17 protein-coding genes and 1 other annotated feature are annotated in these 21,609 nt (G+C 29.3%); of the genes, 16 read left to right on the top strand and 1 reads right to left on the bottom strand.

The genetic code is table 11. The features are described 5' to 3' along the window. Positions 1–230 precede the first annotated feature (230 nt). From N4A55_RS10980 to N4A55_RS10955, 6 genes are all read left to right on the top strand, one after another. Positions 231–1,406 carry a Ger(x)C family spore germination protein gene (locus tag N4A55_RS10980; protein WP_293756181.1) on the top strand — a complete coding sequence of 392 codons (1,176 nt, stop codon included), beginning with the start codon at positions 231–233 and terminating at the stop codon, positions 1,404–1,406. 25 nt (positions 1,407–1,431) lie between these two features. Then, positions 1,432–2,910 carry a spore germination protein gene (locus N4A55_RS10975; RefSeq protein WP_293756179.1) on the top strand — a complete coding sequence of 493 codons (1,479 nt, stop codon included), beginning with the start codon at positions 1,432–1,434 and terminating at the stop codon, positions 2,908–2,910. 17 nt (positions 2,911–2,927) lie between these two features. Then, positions 2,928–3,140 carry a hypothetical protein gene (locus N4A55_RS10970; protein ID WP_293756177.1) on the top strand — a complete coding sequence of 71 codons (213 nt, stop codon included), beginning with the start codon at positions 2,928–2,930 and terminating at the stop codon, positions 3,138–3,140. Positions 3,141–3,257: 117 nt separating this feature from the next. Then, positions 3,258–4,346, top strand: coding sequence for a GerAB/ArcD/ProY family transporter (locus N4A55_RS10965; protein WP_293756175.1), 1,089 nt, complete (start codon positions 3,258–3,260; stop codon positions 4,344–4,346). Between the two features lie 153 nt (positions 4,347–4,499). Beyond that, positions 4,500–4,976 (top strand): VanZ family protein, encoded by a 477-nt coding sequence (locus tag N4A55_RS10960; protein ID WP_293756173.1) that lies wholly within the window; start codon positions 4,500–4,502, stop codon positions 4,974–4,976. 43 nt (positions 4,977–5,019) lie between these two features. After that, the gene (locus N4A55_RS10955) at positions 5,020–5,352 is read left to right on the top strand and encodes a DUF6142 family protein (RefSeq protein WP_293756171.1); all 333 of its coding nucleotides are present in this window, start codon (positions 5,020–5,022) and stop codon (positions 5,350–5,352) included. Positions 5,353–5,452: 100 nt separating this feature from the next. On the opposite strand, the gene N4A55_RS10950 is transcribed toward N4A55_RS10955, so the two are convergent. Next, positions 5,453–6,244: an ECF transporter S component gene (locus tag N4A55_RS10950; RefSeq protein WP_293756169.1), complete on the bottom strand. Its 792-nt coding sequence runs from the start codon at positions 6,242–6,244 to the stop codon at positions 5,453–5,455. Between the two features lie 115 nt (positions 6,245–6,359). Between N4A55_RS10950 and pdxR the strand changes: the two genes are divergently transcribed. From pdxR to mglC, 10 genes are all read left to right on the top strand, one after another. Continuing rightward, positions 6,360–7,760 (top strand): MocR-like pyridoxine biosynthesis transcription factor PdxR, encoded by a 1,401-nt coding sequence (gene pdxR / locus N4A55_RS10945; protein WP_293756167.1) that lies wholly within the window; start codon positions 6,360–6,362, stop codon positions 7,758–7,760. 169 nt (positions 7,761–7,929) lie between these two features. After that, positions 7,930–8,430: a response regulator gene (locus N4A55_RS10940; protein WP_293756165.1), complete on the top strand. Its 501-nt coding sequence runs from the start codon at positions 7,930–7,932 to the stop codon at positions 8,428–8,430. Positions 8,431–8,559: 129 nt separating this feature from the next. Then, on the top strand, positions 8,560–10,617 hold the full coding sequence (locus tag N4A55_RS10935; protein WP_293756163.1) for a methyl-accepting chemotaxis protein: 2,058 nt from the start codon (positions 8,560–8,562) through the stop codon (positions 10,615–10,617). A gap of 217 nt (positions 10,618–10,834) precedes the next feature. Continuing rightward, positions 10,835–12,322 carry a methyl-accepting chemotaxis protein gene (locus N4A55_RS10930; RefSeq protein ID WP_293756161.1) on the top strand — a complete coding sequence of 496 codons (1,488 nt, stop codon included), beginning with the start codon at positions 10,835–10,837 and terminating at the stop codon, positions 12,320–12,322. A gap of 138 nt (positions 12,323–12,460) precedes the next feature. Beyond that, positions 12,461–12,796 (top strand) — a binding site (T-box leader). Positions 12,797–12,902: 106 nt separating this feature from the next. Next, the gene (gene trpB / locus N4A55_RS10925) at positions 12,903–14,093 is read left to right on the top strand and encodes a tryptophan synthase subunit beta (protein WP_293756159.1); all 1,191 of its coding nucleotides are present in this window, start codon (positions 12,903–12,905) and stop codon (positions 14,091–14,093) included. A gap of 165 nt (positions 14,094–14,258) precedes the next feature. Beyond that, positions 14,259–15,761: a response regulator transcription factor gene (locus N4A55_RS10920; protein WP_293756157.1), complete on the top strand. Its 1,503-nt coding sequence runs from the start codon at positions 14,259–14,261 to the stop codon at positions 15,759–15,761. Continuing rightward, positions 15,758–17,521: a sensor histidine kinase gene (locus N4A55_RS10915; protein WP_293756155.1), complete on the top strand. Its 1,764-nt coding sequence runs from the start codon at positions 15,758–15,760 to the stop codon at positions 17,519–17,521. Before N4A55_RS10920 ends, N4A55_RS10915 begins: the two co-directional genes overlap by 4 nt. 227 nt (positions 17,522–17,748) lie before the next feature. Next, positions 17,749–18,858, top strand: a complete 1,110-nt coding sequence (locus N4A55_RS10910; RefSeq protein WP_293756153.1) for a galactose ABC transporter substrate-binding protein — start codon at positions 17,749–17,751, stop codon at positions 18,856–18,858. 72 nt (positions 18,859–18,930) lie between these two features. Then, a complete protein-coding gene (gene mglA, locus N4A55_RS10905; RefSeq protein ID WP_443083831.1) occupies positions 18,931–20,445 on the top strand; it encodes a galactose/methyl galactoside ABC transporter ATP-binding protein MglA in 1,515 nt (504 codons plus the stop codon). A gap of 14 nt (positions 20,446–20,459) precedes the next feature. Beyond that, positions 20,460–21,509 (top strand): galactose/methyl galactoside ABC transporter permease MglC, encoded by a 1,050-nt coding sequence (gene mglC / locus N4A55_RS10900; RefSeq protein ID WP_293756151.1) that lies wholly within the window; start codon positions 20,460–20,462, stop codon positions 21,507–21,509. Positions 21,510–21,609 lie beyond the last annotated feature (100 nt).

Raw genomic sequence — 21,609 nt, 5'->3', positions numbered from 1 at the left:
AAGTCTAATATATGTTGTCCTAGTTTAGTATATGTACTTGTCTACATTGGTGTTACAACTTTTTATAAAATTATACAAAAAAAAAGCTATTTGGAGTCTTTCCAAGTAGCTTTTTTGTATCACGGTAATTATAGTTCTAATTTCATTAAAAAAGAATAATATAAACATATTATGGGATAATATTTATTAAGTCTAAGAAACTTAGTTTAACAATAGGAGGATCTAATTTTATGAAAAAAATTTGTTTTATAGCAGTATATATTATTACATGTATCCTATTAGTTGGCTGTTGGGATTATAAAGAGATAGATGAGGTAGAGATAGTTTTAGGGATTGGAGTAGATTCTCATATCACTCCGGCTAAAGAAGTAGATAAAATATCTGAGACTCAATACCTTGTTACATATGAGATAGTTGGTATAGAAAGTGAACAAGGTCAATTAAAAAGCAGGGTTTTGAAGGATAAAGGTAATACGTTATTTAGAGCAATCAGAAAAATAATTGAAAAGAATGGTAAACGAGTATATCTAGCCCATACAAAGATATTAATAATTAGTGAAGAATTAGCAAAGCAAGGTATAACTGAAATATTGGATTATACCATGAGAGATGCAGAATATAGACCAGATGTATATGTTTTAATAACAGATAATTGTAATGCAGAAGAAATGTTTAAAGATGACGTTACTGATGTAGCAAGCATGAGATTAAGCGATACATTAAAAAATCAAAATAAAATAGGTACATTTGAATCTTCAACAGTATGGAATATAATAGATAAAATGACTAAGAAAGGATTTGAGCCAGCTATTCCTTTGATTAGTATGGATAAAGATAATCAGGATGGAAATCTAATACATACAGTAGGAGGTACTGCTGTTTTTAAAGCATCCAAAATGGTAGGAAAATTAACAGAGGATGAGACTTTGTATTATCTTTTTATTGATAATGAAATCAAGAATCAACCATTATCAATACAATATTACTTTGAAGAAAAACTAGGACATATTTCGCTAGAAGTATTATCTAATGAAACGAAGGTAACTCCTATGGTATATGGAGAGTCTCTTGGAATTAATATTACAGTTGACTGTAATGTAGCAATTAATGAATTAAGTAATCATATAGATATTCTAGATGAAAAAGATAGAAATGATGTAGAGAAAAATGCTGAGAAAATTATTGAAGAGGGTATAGTAGATTTAATTACACATGTTCAAAAAGATTACAATTCAGACATGTTCGGATTTGGGGATTTATTCAAAAGAGAAAAAAATAAAACGTGGAAAAAGGTTGAAAAAGATTGGGATAATATTTTTCAAACTTTAAAAATAACGACAGATGTTAATGTGAAAGTTGAAAGTTCTGCATTATCATCTCATCCAATAGAAATGGATAAATACTAGACTTATAAAGGTAAGGAGTAGAAAAATGAATAAGGGTTTAAATAAAAGTTTAACTTATAATATTAATTTATTTAAGAAAGAATTTCAAGACGATGATAGTATTGTATATAGATTATTTCAAAATGAAGGAAGTAAAAAGAAGTTTTGCCTAATTTACATTAAGAGTATGGTTAATGATGAGGTAATGTCTGATAATATTTTCAAGCCGATAATGAGTGCAGATATAAAAAGGCATGAAAATAGTTCTGAATTCTTGGATTATGTTGTTAATAAAATAGTTAGCATTAATGAAGTAGAACAATCAAATGATTTTACAACTCTTGTTGAAAATCTATATATAGGAAAAAGTATATTATTTATTGATGGATTTGCAAAAGGTGCTATACTAAATACTCTTGATTGGTCTGCTAGAGCTATTAATGAGCCTATATCGGAGACTGTTATTAAAGGTCCTAGAGAAGGGTTTAATGAAGTTATATATACAAATATTTCCTTAATAAGGAGAAGGATTGTATCTAAACATTTAAAGGTTAAGTTTAGAGAGATAGGAAATATTACTAAAACAAAAGTATGCATCTGCTATATAGAAGAAGTTGCAAAAGATGAAATTGTAAAAGAAGTAGAGAGAAGATTAGATAAAATTGATATAGATGGTATATTGGACACTGGTTATATAGAAGAATTCATAACAGATGAGCCAATGTCGTTATTCAAGACGCTATTTACAACAGAGAAACCTGATACTGTATGTGGTAAATTACTTGAAGGAAGAGTAGCTATTATATGTAATGGATCACCTTCTGTAATTACTACACCTTTTGTTTTTATTGAATATTTTCAAGTGGATGAAGATTATTATCAGCAATATTATTTTGCCACATTTAATAGATTGCTTAGATATTTAGCATTTTTTCTTACTACTAGTGTTCCCGCTATTTATATCGCTCTTACTACCTATCACCAAGAATTAATACCTACACCGTTAATATTAAGTATCTATGAAGCTAGGCAAGGTATCCCGTTTCCGTCGTTTTTAGAAGCTTTTGTTATGATTATAGTATTTGAATTGATAAGGGAATCAGGTATTAGAATATCAAAATACAGTGGTTCGGCAATAAGTATAGTAGGTGCCCTTGTAGTTGGAGAAGCAGCAGTTGAGGCTAGATTGGTAAGTCAACCTATGATAATCGTAATTGGTATAACAGGGATAGCTAATTTCCTACTGCCTAAGATGGCTAATGCAACAATTTTCATTAGAATTATATATTTGTTTTTAGCTTCGATATTAGGTTTATATGGATATATTTTGGGAGTAATATTCTTAAGTCTTCATTTATTCTCCATAAGAAGCTTTGGAATACCTTATATGTTGAATGTTGATTCAATGGAAGATGTAATAAACATGAAAGATGCATATATTAGGGCACCGTGGTGGTATATGGATATGAGAGGTAAATTAATTTCTAAAAAAACAAATAGAAAGAAAAATATATCCAAAAATTAATAGGAACAGGTGAAGGTATGGTTTTAAAAGGTTTATTAGTAGTTATTATTTTCACTGTAATTGGAATTACTGAGATAGTACCACTAAAAAAAAATAAAGATAAAAAGGAACTCACAATATATACTTTGTTTTTTGTAGCAGCTTTTGTACTGATGTTTTTATATAGTATTGATGTAGAAATACCTCAAATATCAAAAGACTTAAATACAATAATTAAAAAAATTATATAACTCTATAATGATTATATTACATTAATAAAGGATAGTGGTAAGAGTGGTAAGGTTATGGATAAAACAGTAATGGTTAATAAAAAAACAAATAATGATTTATAGAAATGGTGATTTTTAGTGAAAGAAGTAATATCAAACCGTCAAGGTATAAGTATGATTATTTTAATAATGTTATCAGAGTCATTTGTTATAAATCCTATTACAAATGCCAATTCAGATATATGGATTATAATATTGATAGCTATAGGTATTACATGTATACTATCAGTTATATATTGCAGAATTCTTGTTAGATACCCTGGTAAGAACTTATATGAGATTCTTATTGCAGTTTTTGGTAAGATAATCGGTAAAGTCATTAGTATATTATATATTATATATTGTTTTTATGTGGGAACTTTAGTTTTGACTACTTTTATACTTTTTACAAATATAGTTGGACTAATTAATACTCCCAAATTAATACTATCTATTGGAGTTATATTATTAGTTATTACTGGACTAAAATGTGGATTAGAAGTGCTAGGTAGATGGTCAGAATTTTTTGTGAGAATTATTTATCCAATAGTACTAATAACTATTCCACTTATGCTGACTATGGTTGAGGTATTTAATTTAACTCCAGTTCTAGCAGATGGTATTCAGCCTATAGCAAAAGGAACTTTGGAAATGATAACATTTCCTTTAGCTGAGATATTCACATTTATATTAGTATTGAATACTAAGAGTATAAGAAATTCAAAAAGTATATATAAATTATTTATAATAGGTCTGTTATTAGGAGGATTTATTCTGTTTTGTACACATGTTAGTGCATACTTATGTCTGGGACAATTTGCTTATTCAACTAGCTATTTTCCTATCTATAGAGCCGTAAGCAGGATTAATATTAGAGATATATTGCAGAGGATTGAAGCCATTATTGCTATAATATTTATGATAGGTGGATTTATTAAAATAACAATTTATCTCTTAGCTGGATGTAAAGGTATTGAATCTTTATTCAATTTAAAGGATTATAAGTTTTTAGTTACACCAATAAGCCTTATAGTTCTTATTGCATCAATAACAACAGTGTCAAGTATTATGGAATTAGTAGAACATCAGTTATTTTATACGTATATTTCTGTACTTATGCAATTAATAATTCCAATTATTACATTGATAGTTGTAGAAATTAGATGTAGGATTAAAAAAAAGAATTAATAAAATTTATTAACTATTATAATATATAATTAAATATGTATATATTATAAAAAGCAGCTAAATTTTAGGTAAAATAACCTAGTTTAAAGATAATGTATATGGTATAATAAAATTTGAATGACAAATTAATTTGACGTAAATCAGGGGGTTATAATGAATACTATTCATTCAAATGAATTCAGAAAAACGTTTAGAATAATTAGTTTTATTCTTTTTATTATATATTTGATAATACTAATAAATGTATTATTTTTAGATGCTAGATATGGTAGGATTACTGGTTTGAAAGGTTATAACATAGAACCATTCAAGACAATTAGAAACTATATAAAATATAGTGGAACCAATGCCATCATGACTAATATTTTTGGTAATATACTTGCATTTATGCCCTTGGGATTTTTTGTACCTATATTATTAAGACGAACAAGATTTTTTATACTAATTATATTAATTAGTGGATTTGTAAGCTTGACAGTAGAAGTGCTACAATATCAGTATGCAGTTGGAAGTTTTGATGTAGATGATATTATACTCAATACTCTTGGTGGATTCATTGGGTACTTAATTTTTAGGATATGTTATTATATATATTATGGTATAAAATATTTGAGAGATAATAAAAAGTAATTTCCAGAGAAAAGAGTTCTAATAAATAAAGGATAGGGAAAATATGGAAGATAAGAAGATTACATTAAGATTAAATAATAAAAAACAATCTGGACATGGAATAGCTTCTTTTGCATTAGGGATTACATCTTTAATATTATTTCTAAGTGCAGTAGGTATATCTGCTTTTGGAGATAGAAGTATGAATAGTATTACTTATACTATAGGACTTGTTGAGATAATAGGATTTATTATATGTTTAATCGGAATTATATACGGATTGATTGGAGAACTTTCAAAAGAGACATTTAAGACATTTGCTCATATAGGCATAGGTATAAATCTGATAATGATGTTATTTCACGTATTGGTGATTATATACGGTTTTGGAGGATAATATTTACTTACATATAATAATGAAACATCTATAACATAAAAAAAGGGCTGTCGATAATACATTTTTAACTTAATATATTATCCGATAGCCCCTTTTATTTCTATTTTAATGGGATTGACAATTTGCTTTTATTTAATCCTGCTACTATAAGATTAGCTATAATAAGACCCATTATAAACTGTACCATATTCCAAGGTAATGAAAATATAGGAACAATATAATTACCAGTCATTATATATGAGGCTATATAGTAACCAAAAACCATAAAAGTACCAGCTATAACAAAACCAAAAGTATATGCAGGTTTGAATTTTATATTATTTAATTTAGCTACAAGTAAAGATAGAGCTAAAATAATTAACGGTATCAGTATTGTTATTATAAGAAGCTGTGTTTCAACTCTATTGGTCAGACTTATCAATTCGTCAACAGAATCTAATGTCAGCTCGTCTAGTAAATTGTTATTAAAAGCATTGGATTCTAGAGATATTTTATTAGAAAGAATATATCTAAGTATAACATTAAATATGGCAAATCCACTAGCGAAAATAATACTTAAATAAATGTACATTTCCTTTCTGAATTTTTCACTTGCACATATTCCTACAATCGCTCCCATCAAAGCTTTTATAATCAAAGTGGGTATAGCCCAATGTGCATATCCTCCAATAACATCAGCTAGTGCAGAACCTACTCCAGCAGCGAATGCACCATATTTCCATCCTAATAGAATAGCTGCAATAAAAATCATACTATCTCCAAGATGAATATAACCATTTGTAAAAGGAACTGGAATTTTTATAACCAAAGTTGCTAGTAATACAAGGGCTGTCATTAATCCTGTATAAGTTATTTTTCTAATGTTGCTAGATTCAAAATATGTATTTTTCATGAGTGTCACCTTGCCTTTTTTCAAAATTTATATATACTATATAATATAAGTGTGTATTTTAAAAGTGACAGTTTTATTAAAAACAAGAGGGACAGTTGTTAGGAAGGATGAAAATATGATAGATTTGGTACCGAATCTGGATGCGACTTTAGATAAACCATTATATGTTCAATTATATGAATACATAAGAAATGAGATAATAGGTGAAAACATTATACAAAACGAAAAATTACCCTCTATAAGACAGCTATCAGGTAGCCTTGATATAAGTAAAACAACTATTGAAAATGCTTATCAGCAATTACTGGTTGAAGGCTATTTATATAGTCTACCCCAAAAAGGATATTATGCAAGCGCATTTGATAAAACTTATGTAAACAGTAAGAAAAATGAAACAGAATATGTTGCAGAACAAAAAGTAAAAAAAATGGTTAAATATGACTTTAAAAACGAATATGTGGAAGAAATGAACTTTGATTTTAATTTATGGCGAAGATATATGAATCGTATTCTTAATTATGATTATCAAAAACTATACAAGTCTACAGATGTGCAAGGTGAGATGGAACTAAGACAGGAGATTGTAAGATATGTTAGAAGGTCAAGAGGTGTAACAGCTGATGCCACAAGAGTTATCATAGGTGGAGGTGTTCAATATCTATTAAATATACTTAGCACGTTAATGAAAAAAATCCATATTGATAGTTGTGCTTTTGAAGATCCTGGATTCAATAGAGCTAAAAATATATTTATGCATAATAGTTTTGATATATTACCTATACCTGTAAAAGATGATGGAATAGAAATGAAAGTACTTAAAAATTCTAATTCGAAATTATGCTACGTTAGTCCTTCGCATCAATTTCCAACTGGGACTGTCATGTCTGTTGACCAGAGAATTAAGCTATTGAAGTGGGCTAGTGAGAATGATGGTTATATTATTGAAGATGATTATAACAGTGAATTAAGATATTATGGGAAACCTATACCATCAATGCAGAGTTTTGATAAAGATGGAAACGTTATATATTTGGGTTCGTTTTCTACAGTACTGGTTCCTTCTATAAGAATAAGTTATATGATTTTACCAGGTAAATTAATCCAACTATACAATGAAAGTAAAAATAGATATACACAGACAACTTCGAAGACAGAACAATTAGCTTTAGCACTTTTCATGAAAGAAGGCATGTTTGAGAAACATATTAGGAGACTTAAGAAAAATTATACTAAGAAAAATCAGATATTGATTCAAGCAATCAAGAATTATATGGGAAATAAAGTTAGGATTGGGGGAATGGATTCAGGGTTGCATATGTTGATTAATATTGATACGAAATTATCTGAACAAGAAATAATAGAAAAAGCATTAGATAACGATATTTTGATTTCTGGTATTTCAGAATATACAATAGTAAAAAAAATTCAAAAAAGTTCCATATTAATTTTATCATATAAAGGAATAGATATTAATAATATAGAAAAAGCTATTTATTCACTTAGTAGAATTTGTTAGTATTGAAAATAAAATTTTACTAACGACATAATTTTTTATAATAAAAATAAGCTGTATGTGATATACTATAATTATGTGAGTATTGATGATAGAATTAATAAAATAAGTAGTTTTTGCTTATAAAACAAGTTTTATGTTATATTTTTAAATCAAACAGGAGCTGATTGATGTGAGAAAAAGAGCACTACTTGTAAATGATTCTAGATTTGAAAGTTTAATAATGAAAGATATGTTAAACAATCTAGGTTATGATGTTGAACTTGCAGATGAATTTGATGCAATATACGAAGCAGAGCAGTTTGAGCCTAATATTGTTATAGTCAATTATATAATGAGGAAAACTCGTGGAGATAAATTAATCAAAGACATTAAATCAACTATACCAAAAAGCAAATGTCTATTATCATCTAGCAATTCAATCAGATATGATAAGATCGAAGATAGTGTTGATGGAATTATACACACTCCATTATCAATGTTTACCTTAAAAGATAGTCTTAAAAGAATTGGAGAAGAAGAAGACATTATACATTTTGTTGGAAAAGATGAAATTTCTGCACATATAAAATATTGTCCTCATTGTGCAAGTAATTTAAGTGATTTTAACCATAGTATTACTTTTTGCCCATATTGTGGTCACATTCTAAAACAAAAAGCATCAAATAAATAAAAAGTTTTTATTTCAATATCCCCCAAATAGGGGATATCTTTTTATTTATTGAAGTTATAAAAAAATAAAGGATAGATTAAATTATTGTCGAATTTAATACTATAATTGTTTTTAAAAGGAGTTTGTGTTATGGTTAAAAAGTTAAATAGTATAAAGATAAGATTTATAGTGTCAATTTTTATAGTTATATTTTTATTGTCTACAGTAATTGGAGTATTAAATTTTATTCAAAGTAGTATTGTGTTAGAGGATGAGTTTAAAGATAAGATGTTTCAACAAGTGTTAAGAGAGACTAAAGATATAAACCAAGAGTTTTTTCAGTATCAGATAATGCAGGAATCTCTAAGAGAATACGTTAAGAGTAGCTTTAATATGTATGAACTTAAGCAAAGAGGAGATGAATACTTATCAGAGTATAATCATATTCTTTCAAAATATATGAAATTCATAGCAAAAAGATATTCTGGAAATCTATATGGAATATTTGTTACCTTTAATCCTGAGTTAACGCCATCTACCACAAATAAAGTGCATGCATTTTGGTATATGGATCCTGAATTAGACGGAAGTTTTAAAAATGTAACTGAAATAGATAAAACTTGGTTTAAAAAAGATGATCCGAAAATGAACTGGTTCTATAGTGTAATCAATAATGATGAAGGGAAATGGAGCGTTCTAACTAATCAAGAAACAGGTGAGGTCAGTATAGATTACAATTCGTCGGTTTCAATAGATGGAAAAGGAATTTGTGTATTCGGTATAGGCCTAAAAGATAATAAACTAAAGCAAAAATTAGAGGAAATAGACTTATATGATAACAGTCCAGTGGAAATAGTGCCATATAATGTTATGGGAGAGGTAACTGAAGAGTATAATAGCATTACAGATAACGGAAAGAATTTAGTTGGCGTAAAAGAGGTAACTATAGATGGAAAAAAAATGATCGCTGCACATTCACGATTAAATACAGGAAGCTTATTAGTATTGAAAGTACCTAAATCAGAAGTATTAAAGCCCTTGAATTCATTTAAAACTAATCAAATCTTTATTGTAATAGTGGCTATTATTATAGGATTAGTATTAGCATATTATTATGCAAAAACATTAACAAACCCATTAGTAAAAATGACTAGTTATGCTAATGCATTAGCTTCTGGTGACTTTAGCAGTAATATCGATCAAAAACTACTAAATAAAAAAGATGAAATTGGAGTACTTGCCAATGCCCTTAATAAAATGAAGATTGATATTAGAAGAATAGTTCAAACTATTATTAGCGAATCAATCAATGTAGATGATAAAGTACAAAATGTAAGGGGAAATGTGGAACTATTAAATAATAACCTAAAAGATGTATTTGAAACCACAAAAGTACTTACAGAAAATATGGAAGAAACTACTTCTTCATCTGAACAAATGACGGTAACCTTACAAGAAATAAAAAAAGCTGTACAATCTATTGCTTACAAATCACAGGAAGGTTCAGTAGCCTCTGGAGAAATAAATGAAAAAGCTAATACAACAAGAATAAACGTTGATGAATCCCAAAGAAAAGCAATACAAATATTTTCCGAAACAAAACAACAGTTGGAACAGGCAATTAATAAATCAAAAATTGTAGAAGAAATAGATATCTTATCTGAAACTATTATGCAGATTACAGAACAGACGAATCTATTAGCATTAAACGCAGCAATAGAGGCAGCGAGAGCTGGTGAGTCAGGAAAAGGATTTTCAGTAGTTGCTGATGAAATAAGGAAGCTTGCAGAACAATCAAAGTACACAGTTCTAAAAATACAGGGTGTAACATCAGAAGTAAAAGGCTCAGTGGGAAACCTTTCAAGGAGTGCAAATAATTTGTTGGAATTTGTATCTACAGATGTAGAAAATGATTATAAAAAAATGTTAGATGTAGCTGATAAATATAGTGAAGATGCTAAGCTTGTTAATGATCTTGTTAATGATTTTAGTGCAACATCTGAGGAACTCTTAGCCTCTACTGAATATGTACTTACTGTTATTGATGAAATAGTGGTCATGATTAATAAAGGTGCTAGTTCAACTACAGATATTGCAGATAGAATGTCTGAATCTAATTATAAGACTAATGAAGTTAACCATCAAGTTGGAAAAACAAAAGAAAGTATGGAAAAGTTGAAAAAAATAATAAATGAATTCAATATATAACAAAATCAATAAACAGAACAGTTTGTAATTATTACAGTTTGTTCTGTTTTTTTGGTGGAAAAAATGTGTGAAATGGTCTATAATTTTTAAAAAAAATAGTATATAAATATTATGAAATCTAATTTTACATATGAACTTAATGATAAAGTGTTAATAATATTGTAATTAGACAAATTATGTAATATAATGTTACGTATAAAAGGAAAGGTGGAGTTAGATGGAGGGAAATATTAAAATAAGTCATGAGCAAAAGAGATATAAAAATTATTACATAATGATAAGTATTATATTTTTGCTGATGATAATGCAAATGGTTATAGGTGTTAAAATGGGGAATCGCTCATTCTATCTAGTTATTTCTTTGTGTTTTCTTCTTATTACATCAGTTGTCATTACTCTTATAGTGAATAAAAAAAATATTAATACTAGGAGAACAATCTATATAACCTTGATTCCAATGATTATATGTTGGTCTGTAATATTTGGTACTAGTGAAAGTATAGTTGTTTTCTCAGGTATGTTTCCAGTTTTAGTATTACTAGTTTTCCTAGGTCGATATAAGGCAATAGTAATAACTAGCAGTGTTAATATAGTTGTGACTATTTTTAAAATAGTAGGATTATTAGATAATGATAATGTATCAAATTTGGATAAATCTGTTTATATCTATTTAGTTCTTGTACTGCTAATATTTTCTGCTTCCTGCTATATGGGAGCCAAGATATTACATAACATGATGAATAGAAATAGAAATATGATCAGTAATCTTAAAAAGTCTAAAGAAGAGCAAGATCACATGATGAATAGATTAATAGATACTAGCAAAGTAATATATAATCATTCTAACGAACTAAATACTATTATGGAAGATATGAATATAATGTCAAAAGATATAGAACAATCAGTAGAACAGATAAAAGAAGGGGCTAGAGAAGGTGCTGAATATACAGAAAAACAGCTAGAGTCAACTAATAATATCCAAGAGTTGATAAATGAAGCTTCAGATACATCGCTATCAATAAGTCATACTTCGAAAGAAATAGAAAATGTAATTGGTAACGGTATTGAGATTGTCGAAACATTGTACGATAATAATAATGTCTCAAATGAAAATAATTCTAGAACATTTGATATAATGCAAGAACTGAAAGAAAAGTCGGATAATATTGTAGATATCATAGAGACCATAAAAAATATTGAGGATCAAACTAATCTATTGGCTCTAAATGCTGCAATAGAGGCTGCAAGAGTTGGAGAAGCAGGTAAAGGTTTTGCCGTTGTTGCAGATGAGATAAGACATCTGGCAGAACAGTCTTCGCAATCCGTTAATGATATTACATTAATTATTGCAGAATTACAAGAACAAACCAATAAATCTTTGAGTGCATATGAAAAACTTAATGAAATAAGTGAGGAACAAAATAAATTAGTTGAAGATACAAAGAATGTTTTTGGTAAAATTAAAAATAATATGATAGATAGTACGAAAAAAATCGATTTGCTATCCTCGAAAATATCTACAATTGTAGAGGAAAACAGAAATATAGTGGGTTCAGCTAATAACCTGTCGGCTATTGCACAAGAAAATTATAGTAGCTCAGAAAATACTGTTTCATTGACATATAAGTATCTAACATTATCAAAAAAAGGTAATAAGATATTGGAAAGCTTGAATGAAACATCTGAGAAAATTGCTTCAAATTAATAGAATAACCGGGAAAGTAAGGGTTACAATTATTAATATAACTGTAACCTTTTTCATATTTATTAAATAGAAAAGCTTAAGTACAAAAAAATCTTGACACATAGAACATATTAATATATAATAAATATAATTTAATAATCAAATTCGGTGATTGAAAGTAGTAAGAATTGGTTGTAATTATAGAGAGTTGGGGATGGTGGAATCCTGATATCTACAATAATTCTGAATGGATTCATGAGAAGTATGGTGAACGCTTAATTGTAAGTAGCTTATACCGTTTTTCCTACGTTACAGGGATAGGATATGTTAGTATCTGAAAGAGTTAAGCACATAATAGGTGGCATAACGAAATGTAACTTCGTCCTAATAATGACGGAGATTTTTTGTTATTAGAGAGAATTAAATTTTAAGCTGTTGACCTACAGCAAAGTGCTTAAAGTTGGGTGGTACCACGAGTAACACTTCGTCCCAATAAATGGATGAAGTGTTTTTTAATTGCCTTTTTAGATACACATCTCATCAAAAATCAATATCACATTTTATTAAATTCAAAATTAATTAGAAGGGATGGAATTTAATTATGACACATCAATTTGGAAAATTCGGAGGACAATATGTACCAGAACCAGTAATTGAGGCTTTGAATGAATTGGAGGAAGCTTTTAACAAAGCTATGAAGGATGAAGAATTCAAAAATGAATATCTATACTACATGAAAGATTATGTGGGAAGAGAGTCCCCACTATACTTTGCAAAGAATATGACCAATAAGCTAGGTGGAGCTAAGATTTATCTAAAAAGAGAAGATCTTAATCATACAGGTGCCCACAAAATAAATAATGCAATAGGACAAATATTACTAGCTAAGAGAATGGGCAAGAATAAGATAATTGCTGAGACGGGAGCAGGACAACATGGTGTAGCAACTGCTACAGCTGCAGCTATGTTCAACATGGAATGTGAGATTTTTATGGGAGAAGAAGATACTAAGAGACAGAAGCTTAATGTTTTTAGAATGGAATTACTAGGTGCGAAAGTCACTCCAGTAACAAGAGGAACTAGAACTCTAAGCGATGCAGTAGATGAAGCTATTGAGCAATGGGTAGAGAGAATAGAAGATACATTTTACCTATTAGGTTCAGCAGTAGGACCACATCCATATCCAACTATGGTTCGTGAATTCCAAAAAATCATAGGTGAAGAGGCTCTTAGACAGATAAAAGAAAAAGAAGGAAGACTTCCAGATTATTGTATCGCATGTGTAGGTGGAGGAAGTAACGCTATTGGTTTATTTCACGAATTTAATTCTTATGAAGAAGTTGAATTAATCGGTGTAGAAGCTGCGGGAAAAGGAGTAGATACAGAGTTCCATGCGGCAACTATGGCTCATGGAGAAGAGGGTGTTGTTCATGGTATGAATACAATCTTTATCCAAGATGATCAAGGAAACATAAGCCCAGTGTATTCAATATCAGCAGGATTGGATTATCCAGGTGTTGGACCAGAACATGCACATCTAAAAGACATTGGTAGAGCAAGGTATGAATCTATTACAGATGATGAAGCAGTGAATGCATTCTTATATTTATCACAAACAGAAGGTATAATTCCTGCAATTGAAAGTTCACATGCACTTGCTTATACTATGAAATTTGCACCTACCCTTGATAAAGACAAGATTATTATAGTTAATTTATCAGGTAGAGGTGATAAAGATGTTGAAGCAATCGAAAGCTATCTAAAGGCTAATGATAAGCCAATTAGTTTATAGGTTTTGATGCTCTATCTATAATTTTATATAAGTTATTTAATCTATAATATTAATAGATAAAAATAAATATGGAAAATAACTATCATACATTATGCCTAGATGTCTTGTGGAATCTAGGCATAAGCATTATAATAATAGTATTATGTTATTATAGGAGAATGGTATATGGAATGGTGCAAAATTATAGTTGTAGATGATGAATACTTATTGAGACAAGGTATCATGCATATGTTGGATTGGGAAAAGTATGGTTTTACAATTGTGGGGGAAGCAACTAATGCCACTCAGACATTAGAGCTAATTGAAAAGGTACATCCGCATATAATCTTATGCGATATAGTCATGCCTAATATTGACGGTATAGAGCTATCTAAAATAATAAAGAAACGTTATCCGAATATTGAGATCGTAATTTTAAGTGGATATGATAATTTTGATTATGTAAAAACTGCGTTCAAGTATGGAGTTGCAGATTATATTCTAAAACCTACACTAACAGCAAAGCAATTACTTGATATATTAATACCGTTACAAAAGAAATTTGGACAACCTGTATGTGATGTTAAAAAAGAAGATGATGCAGGGAAACAGCTTCTGAAGATGTTAGAGGATAAAACCTTGGATAAACAATTAATAAGTAATTGTTTCAATCAATCAGAGTATACCATAATAGGATATCAGCAATGCACTACTGATTCTGTTGATATTGGTTTAGTTAATGATAAGGTTAATGAAACATTCAGACATTACAATTATATATATATAGGTAAATCCCAAAACATACATATATTCATTATTAATCATAAATCAGAAGCAAGACTTGACATCAATAATAAATGGAATCAACTAACCAACAATCTTGAGAATATAATTATTGCTGTTTTTTTAATGAAAATTGACGGGATTAATTCATCTTCAAATCTCTTAAAAGCTTATCAAGAAATAAAAAACTTAGCACAATACAATTTTTATGGTTATGAAAATGGGTATATAAGTGTTTCTTTAGAAACATATAAAAATAAGGAAAGATTACAATTTGATACAAAAGAATTTATGCATATAGCGACATCCGACCCAATTAATGCACTTGAATACTTGGAAGCATATCTTAACAAACTAACTTTTCAAAATGGTTTATTAGGCAACGAAATAAAAGCAATTGTTCAAAACGTTATTTATAATCTTTTAAATATTATTTTTATTAGGGAAGATAAATATGAGGAAGTAAATACAAAAAAGATCTTATTTTTCAATGATATCTCCAATGCAATTACATTGAAAGAGATAATAAAATACTTTAATGAAATAAAAGATTATATACAATCATTGATAAACATAGGGACTACAAGTAAAATGATGCAACAGATACTAGACTATATTAACCTCAATTATAAAGAACAAATCAATCTCCAAGAAATCGCTAATGAATTTCATATTAGCTATTCATATTTATCTGCTTATTTTAATAATAACTACAAAGAAAGTTTTAATGATTATCTCAATGGAGTTAGGATACAAAAGGCGAAAGAATTTCTAGTTGAACCTTCTGTTCAGATATCCTATGTTAGTGAGTTGGTTGGTTATTCATCCCCTAACTACTTTACCAAGGTTTTTAAGAAATTGACTGGTTACACACCAACAACCTATAGAAGGATGTATATGAAATGAGATTAAGAAAAATAAAATCAGTAGATAAAATTATAAGACTTTCGTTATTTACTAAAATTGTTCTTGTTACATTGTGTGGTCTAGTGATATCAACTGTAGTAGTAGCAACAGTGACTATTAGTACAGGAGAAAAATTATATATTAATACATATAATACATCTAATCAAAAGATTGGAGATAGAATTGTAGATGAACTAAAAAATCTGAATTATAAGGCTTATAACTTGATGGAAGAATATGGGCTAAGCAATAATCTAAAATTGTATTGTACAGAGTACATGCCAAAAGCTGAACGTTTCTATAAAAGATATAGTCTACAAAATGAATTATTTCGAATAAATAATAATTACGGGGTACCTATGTTTAATATATTTGTCATAGGAAATAACAAGAATTATTATACAGACAATTATATAGGTGTCACTACTACAACAAAAGATAAAATAATGGAAATGGGATTTTATAAACAGTATAAGCAAAATCCTTCTAATACTTACCATTATATAATAAGTGGATTTAATGGTTATGCTTCTTCACAGCCATCTATTGTTATTACCAAAGGATTGGAAGAACCTATTAATAATACTTTTTTTGGAGATATGTTCATAAGTATTACAGAGGAAAATTATAGTTCCTTATATAAAAAATATATGGTAAGAGGAAATGATGTAATAATACTTAGTAAAACAGGACAAGTCCTATCAAGTAGTATGAAAAAATATATAGGAGAAGATCGTGAAGACATCCTTACAATGGTAAAGGAATCAATAAAAAGCTCCAAGTATATACGGACCCAATTTCGCCAGAAACCATATCTATTGACAGCTAGATATATTCAGAATATGGATTTTTATTTAGTTATTCTAAGTGATACAAGTATTGTATCAAAAGTTTTCTTGAAATCAAAGTATTATATAATACTTCTATCAGGTATAATTGCATTACTAACATGTTCTATAATCCTTATAATAACTAAAAAGACAACCAGTAGACTAACCAAATTAGTAGATACTATGGAAGTAGCAACAGAAGCTAATTTTAAACAAAAAGTTCCTATTGAAGGAGGTTATGAGGTAAGAAAACTAAGTAAGGCATATAATCAGATGGTACTGGAATTAGAATCATATATAGATAAGTTAATGGACGAGCAAGAACAAAGAAGAGCTGCTGAACTATCAGCTTTACAGATGCAGATCAATCCTCATTTCATGTATAATACTCTAGCATCAATCAAATATCTAGCTTGGCAGGGAGATAATAAAGCCGTAGATGAAATGATTAATGCATTTATAGCATTATTGCAAAATACAATATCAAAAACTGATGAAATGGTAACAGTAGAAGAAGAGATTAATAATCTGAAAAACTATGCAAAAATCAATAGTATGAGATACGGAGAAAAAATACAAGTATCTTATTATGTTGATGATAAAGCTTTTGATATCCTTATTCCCAAATTGTTATTACAGCCTATAGTTGAAAATGCTTTTTTTCATGCTTTTTCTAACAAAAAAAACGGTGATATCAAGATATTTATTTCACTACTAAATGATGTATTGACCTGTGAGATAATTGATAATGGCGATGGTATCAATAATAAAGCATCAAATGAAAAAACAAGCTTCAAGACATATTGTAAAAGTATAGGCTTAGATAATACAAAACAAAGATTAAAGCTTGTATACAATGATAAAGCAAGTTTATCAATTCAAAGCACTCCTAATATTGGTACATCAGTTAAAATAGTTATTGCTTGTTAAAGTGATAGCTATTTTTTATCTTATAAGTGAGTCTTATTTTTTGAGTATAATAAATTATTACGATTGATATTAAAAAATTACTATAAAACCAATATAATTACACATAATTAGTGAAAAATTACTAAACCATAATAAATAATTACTATATGTATTATGATAAAGGTGGTAAAATACTAGTTGTAGAAGAAATAATTTATAAGAAATATACAATTATAGGAGGTAGTTAGATGAAAAAGATAATGGGATTATTACTTACAACATTACTAGTTATGAGTTTGTTTGTAGGTTGTGGTTCAAAAGAGAATGATGCTGAACCTACTGGAGGTAATGATAGTGCTCAAAGTAGCAGTGAAAGTGATCAAGGAACTAAAGGGGATAAGTCAACTGATAAACCAAAAATAGGGGTAACAATCTATAAATTTGATGATAACTTTATGACTTATACAAGAAATTCAATGACATCAGCAGCAGAGGGAAATGCAGAACTTGTTATGAATGATTCACAGAATAATCAATCCGTGCAAAATGACCAAGTAGATGTAATGATTAATAAAGGAGTTAATGCTCTTGTAATCAATCTCGTTGACCCAGGTGCAGCACCAACAATAGCTGATAAGGCAAAAGCTGCTGATATACCATTGATATTTGTTAACAAAGAATACCCAGAAGGAACAGATAAGATAGATTATGATAAAGTATGGTATGTAGGAACACAATCAAAAGAATCAGGAGATATTCAGGGTAAATTAGTTGCAGAAGCTTGGAAAGACCATCCAGAATGGGATAGAAATAACGATGGTATAATGCAATATGTTATGTTGATGGGAGAACCAGGTCACCCTGACGCTGAAGCTCGTACTAAATATTCAGTTGAATATATAAAAAATGAAGGAATCAAGGTAGAAGAATTAGAAAAACAAACTGGTATGTGGGATGCAACAAAAGGTAAAGAATTAATGACAACATGGTTAGGTAAAGAAGGCGATAAAATAGAAATGGTGTTATGTAATAATGATGGTATGGCACTTGGTGTTGTTGAAGCTCTAAAAGCAGATGGATATTTTTCAGACGGTAAATATATGCCAGTTGTTGGAGTTGACGCTATTCCAGAAGCGTTAGATCTGATTCAACAAGATATAATGCTTGGTACAGTACTTAATGACCCATTAAATCAAGGTAGAGTTTCTATTGAAATGGCTATCAACTCTGCAGCAGGAAAAGACGTTCTAGATGGTCTTGATTTCTCCCTTGATGAAACAAAAGCAGTTAGGATACCATATCAACCAATAACAAAAGATAATTTGGATTTAGCTAAAAAAGCTTATGGAATGGAATAGATTACACTATTGAAATGAAATACAGCAGGTAAGGTTATGAATAACCTGCCTGCTAATCTTTTAGGTATGGTGATGAATATGAATAAACAAAAACAGAATGAATTAGTATTAGAAATGACTGGTATAACAAAAGAATTTCCTGGTGTAAAAGCTCTTGATAATGTTAAACTTGCTTTGAGAAAAGGAACTGTTCATGCGTTGATGGGAGAAAACGGCGCAGGTAAATCTACTTTGATGAAATGTCTGTTTGGTATCTTTTTGAAAGATGCAGGAACAATCAAGGTATCGGGAAAAGAAATAAATTATAAGAATGCAAAAGAGGCTCTGGAAAACGGAGTTTCAATGGTGCATCAAGAATTAAACCAAGTAAGACAAACAAGAGTTGTGGATAATATTTGGTTAGGACGATTTCCAATGCAGGGTATCGTTGTTGACGAAAAACAAATGTATGATAAAACCAAAAAAATATTTGAAGACCTTAATATTGATATTGATCCAAAAGAAAAGATTGAAAACCTATCTGTATCTCAAGCACAAATGGTTGAAATTGCAAAAGCTGTTTCCTATAATGCCAAGATTGTTGTTATGGATGAACCAACATCCTCTTTGACTGAAAAAGAGGTACATCATCTATTTAGAATAATCAATAGTTTGAAAGAACAGGGAGTAGGTATTATATATATTTCTCATAAGATGGAAGAAATCCTAGAAATAGCTGATGAAGTTACTGTAATGAGAGATGGTAAGTATATTGCAACTGAGAGTGCTGATGACTTGACAACAGATAAAATAATAAAACTTATGGTAGGGCGTGATTTAACAAATCGTTTCCCAGAAAAGAAGAATAAACCTAGTGAATTAATATTAGAAGTAAAAGACCTAAAATCTTTTTATGCTCCAAAAGTCAAAGGAGTTAGTTTTGAACTAAGAAAAGGTGAGATATTAGGAGTAGCAGGTCTTATGGGTTCAAGAAGAACAGAATTATTGGAAACCATATTTGGAATACGTAAGAAAGAATCAGGAAATATATATTTGCATGGTAAAGAAGTGAAAAATAATAATGCTAGAGAGGCAATTAAAAATGGATTTGCTCTGGTAACTGAAGAACGAAGGAAAACTGGTCTTTTTGCAGGTTTATCTGTTTACTTTAATAGTATTATTTCTAACATAGACAGCTATTGCAGTGGTGGTGTCATTAATGAATCCAAATCCAAGGTAGATACAAAATGGGTTATAGATAGTATGAGAGTGAAGACACCATCTGAAAAAACTAAAATAGGGACTCTATCTGGAGGTAACCAACAAAAAGTAGTTATTGGAAAATGGCTATTAACTAATCCAGAGATATTATTGTTGGATGAACCTACGAGAGGTATAGATGTTGGTGCAAAATATGAGATATATCAACTTATTAATGAATTAGCTTGTAACGGTAAAGGTGTTATAGTTATCTCTTCTGAGATGCCTGAATTATTTGGTATAACTGATAGAATAATTGTTATGAGTAATGGTCATCTAGCAGGATGTGTAGAAACAGTTTCAACAACTCAAGAAGAAGTATTAGCACTTGCAGCAAAATATATATAGAAAGGATAAATTACATGAATAAGATAATCAGAAAGATTTCATTTGATAAAAAGAAGATAAGCGACTTACTTCTTAAATATGCAATATATTTTGTACTACTCATCATGATTATAATAATTATAATAGAGGATTCATCTATAGTATCATGGAGAAGTCTGGCTACAATATTAACTCAGGCCTCAACAAGATGTATGCTTGCTCTTGGTGTAGGAGGTATCATTGTACTTGCTGGAACAGACTTATCTATTGGTAGGATGGTTGGATTAGCTGGGGTTGTAGGAGCAAGCTTGATGCAGTCACCTGGTTTTTCTAGAAGGATATTTCCTAATCTGCCAACATCAGGATGGTTTATTGCATTATCAATTTTATTTATAATTCTATTGATAACTTTTGCATCATTTATTAATGGTTGGTTGACAGCAAAATTACATATCACACCATTCATCGCTACACTAGGTATGCAGTTAGTTCTATATGGTGCAGCTTCAAGTTATTATAATGCTTTAGGCGGTTCTCCTATAACAAGTTTGAATGAGGGTTTTAAATATATCGCTCAAGGCAAATTATTAAAACTTAAGTTTGGTTCAGATGAGTTTTATATATCATTCCTTATGCTCTTTGCTCTAATATCAATTTTATTCATATGGTTCATATGGAACAAAACCAGAATAGGCAAGAATATGTTTGCTGTTGGAGGGAATGCAGAAGCTGCGGCAGTATCTGGTGTTAGTATTGTCAAGACAACTCTAATAATATATGTAATTGCTGGAGTATTATATGGAGCAGCTGGATTGCTTGAATTAGGCCGTACAGGTTCTGCAACCAACAACTTAGGTCTAGGCTATGAATTAGATGCTATTTCAGCCTGTGTCGTTGGTGGTGTTTCCCTCATGGGTGGAGTTGGTTCAGTAGCAGGTATTGTAACAGGGGTTATTATATTCCAAGTAATTAACTTTGGTTTAGCTTATATTGGAGTAGACCCATATCTTCAATACGTTGTAAAAGGTATGATAATTCTTATTGCTGTTGCAATAGACACTAGAAAATATATTAAAAAGAAATAAGAGAGGAGAGAATGTCATAGGAGAATGGGATATTAAAACGATATTAGGTTGCGGATTTTATATATTCGCAGTGATAATAGGTGTCAAGCATCTATATAGT

The organism is Vallitalea sp. (assembly GCF_025211055.1).
Lineage (GTDB): Bacteria > Bacillota > Clostridia > Lachnospirales > Vallitaleaceae > Vallitalea.
Note: the sequence above shows the minus strand (reverse complement) of the source record. Positions and strands in the feature narration are given on the sequence as shown.

Bases quoted from the DNA above. Each gene is read 5' to 3' on its own strand.
- N4A55_RS10980 (WP_293756181.1), top strand. From the start codon at position 231: ATGAAAAAAATTTGTTTTATAGCAGTATATATTATTACATGTATCCTA.
- N4A55_RS10975 (WP_293756179.1), top strand. From the start codon at position 1,432: ATGAATAAGGGTTTAAATAAAAGTTTAACTTATAATATTAATTTATTT.
- N4A55_RS10970 (WP_293756177.1), top strand. From the start codon at position 2,928: ATGGTTTTAAAAGGTTTATTAGTAGTTATTATTTTCACTGTAATTGGA.
- N4A55_RS10960 (WP_293756173.1), top strand. From the start codon at position 4,500: ATGAATACTATTCATTCAAATGAATTCAGAAAAACGTTTAGAATAATT.
- N4A55_RS10955 (WP_293756171.1), top strand. From the start codon at position 5,020: ATGGAAGATAAGAAGATTACATTAAGATTAAATAATAAAAAACAATCT.
- N4A55_RS10950 (WP_293756169.1), bottom strand. From the start codon at position 6,244: ATGAAAAATACATATTTTGAATCTAGCAACATTAGAAAAATAACTTAT.
- pdxR (WP_293756167.1), top strand. From the start codon at position 6,360: ATGATAGATTTGGTACCGAATCTGGATGCGACTTTAGATAAACCATTA.
- N4A55_RS10935 (WP_293756163.1), top strand. From the start codon at position 8,560: ATGGTTAAAAAGTTAAATAGTATAAAGATAAGATTTATAGTGTCAATT.
- N4A55_RS10930 (WP_293756161.1), top strand. From the start codon at position 10,835: ATGGAGGGAAATATTAAAATAAGTCATGAGCAAAAGAGATATAAAAAT.
- trpB (WP_293756159.1), top strand. From the start codon at position 12,903: ATGACACATCAATTTGGAAAATTCGGAGGACAATATGTACCAGAACCA.
- N4A55_RS10920 (WP_293756157.1), top strand. From the start codon at position 14,259: ATGGAATGGTGCAAAATTATAGTTGTAGATGATGAATACTTATTGAGA.
- N4A55_RS10915 (WP_293756155.1), top strand. From the start codon at position 15,758: ATGAGATTAAGAAAAATAAAATCAGTAGATAAAATTATAAGACTTTCG.
- N4A55_RS10910 (WP_293756153.1), top strand. From the start codon at position 17,749: ATGAAAAAGATAATGGGATTATTACTTACAACATTACTAGTTATGAGT.
- mglA (WP_443083831.1), top strand. From the start codon at position 18,931: ATGAATATGAATAAACAAAAACAGAATGAATTAGTATTAGAAATGACT.
- mglC (WP_293756151.1), top strand. From the start codon at position 20,460: ATGAATAAGATAATCAGAAAGATTTCATTTGATAAAAAGAAGATAAGC.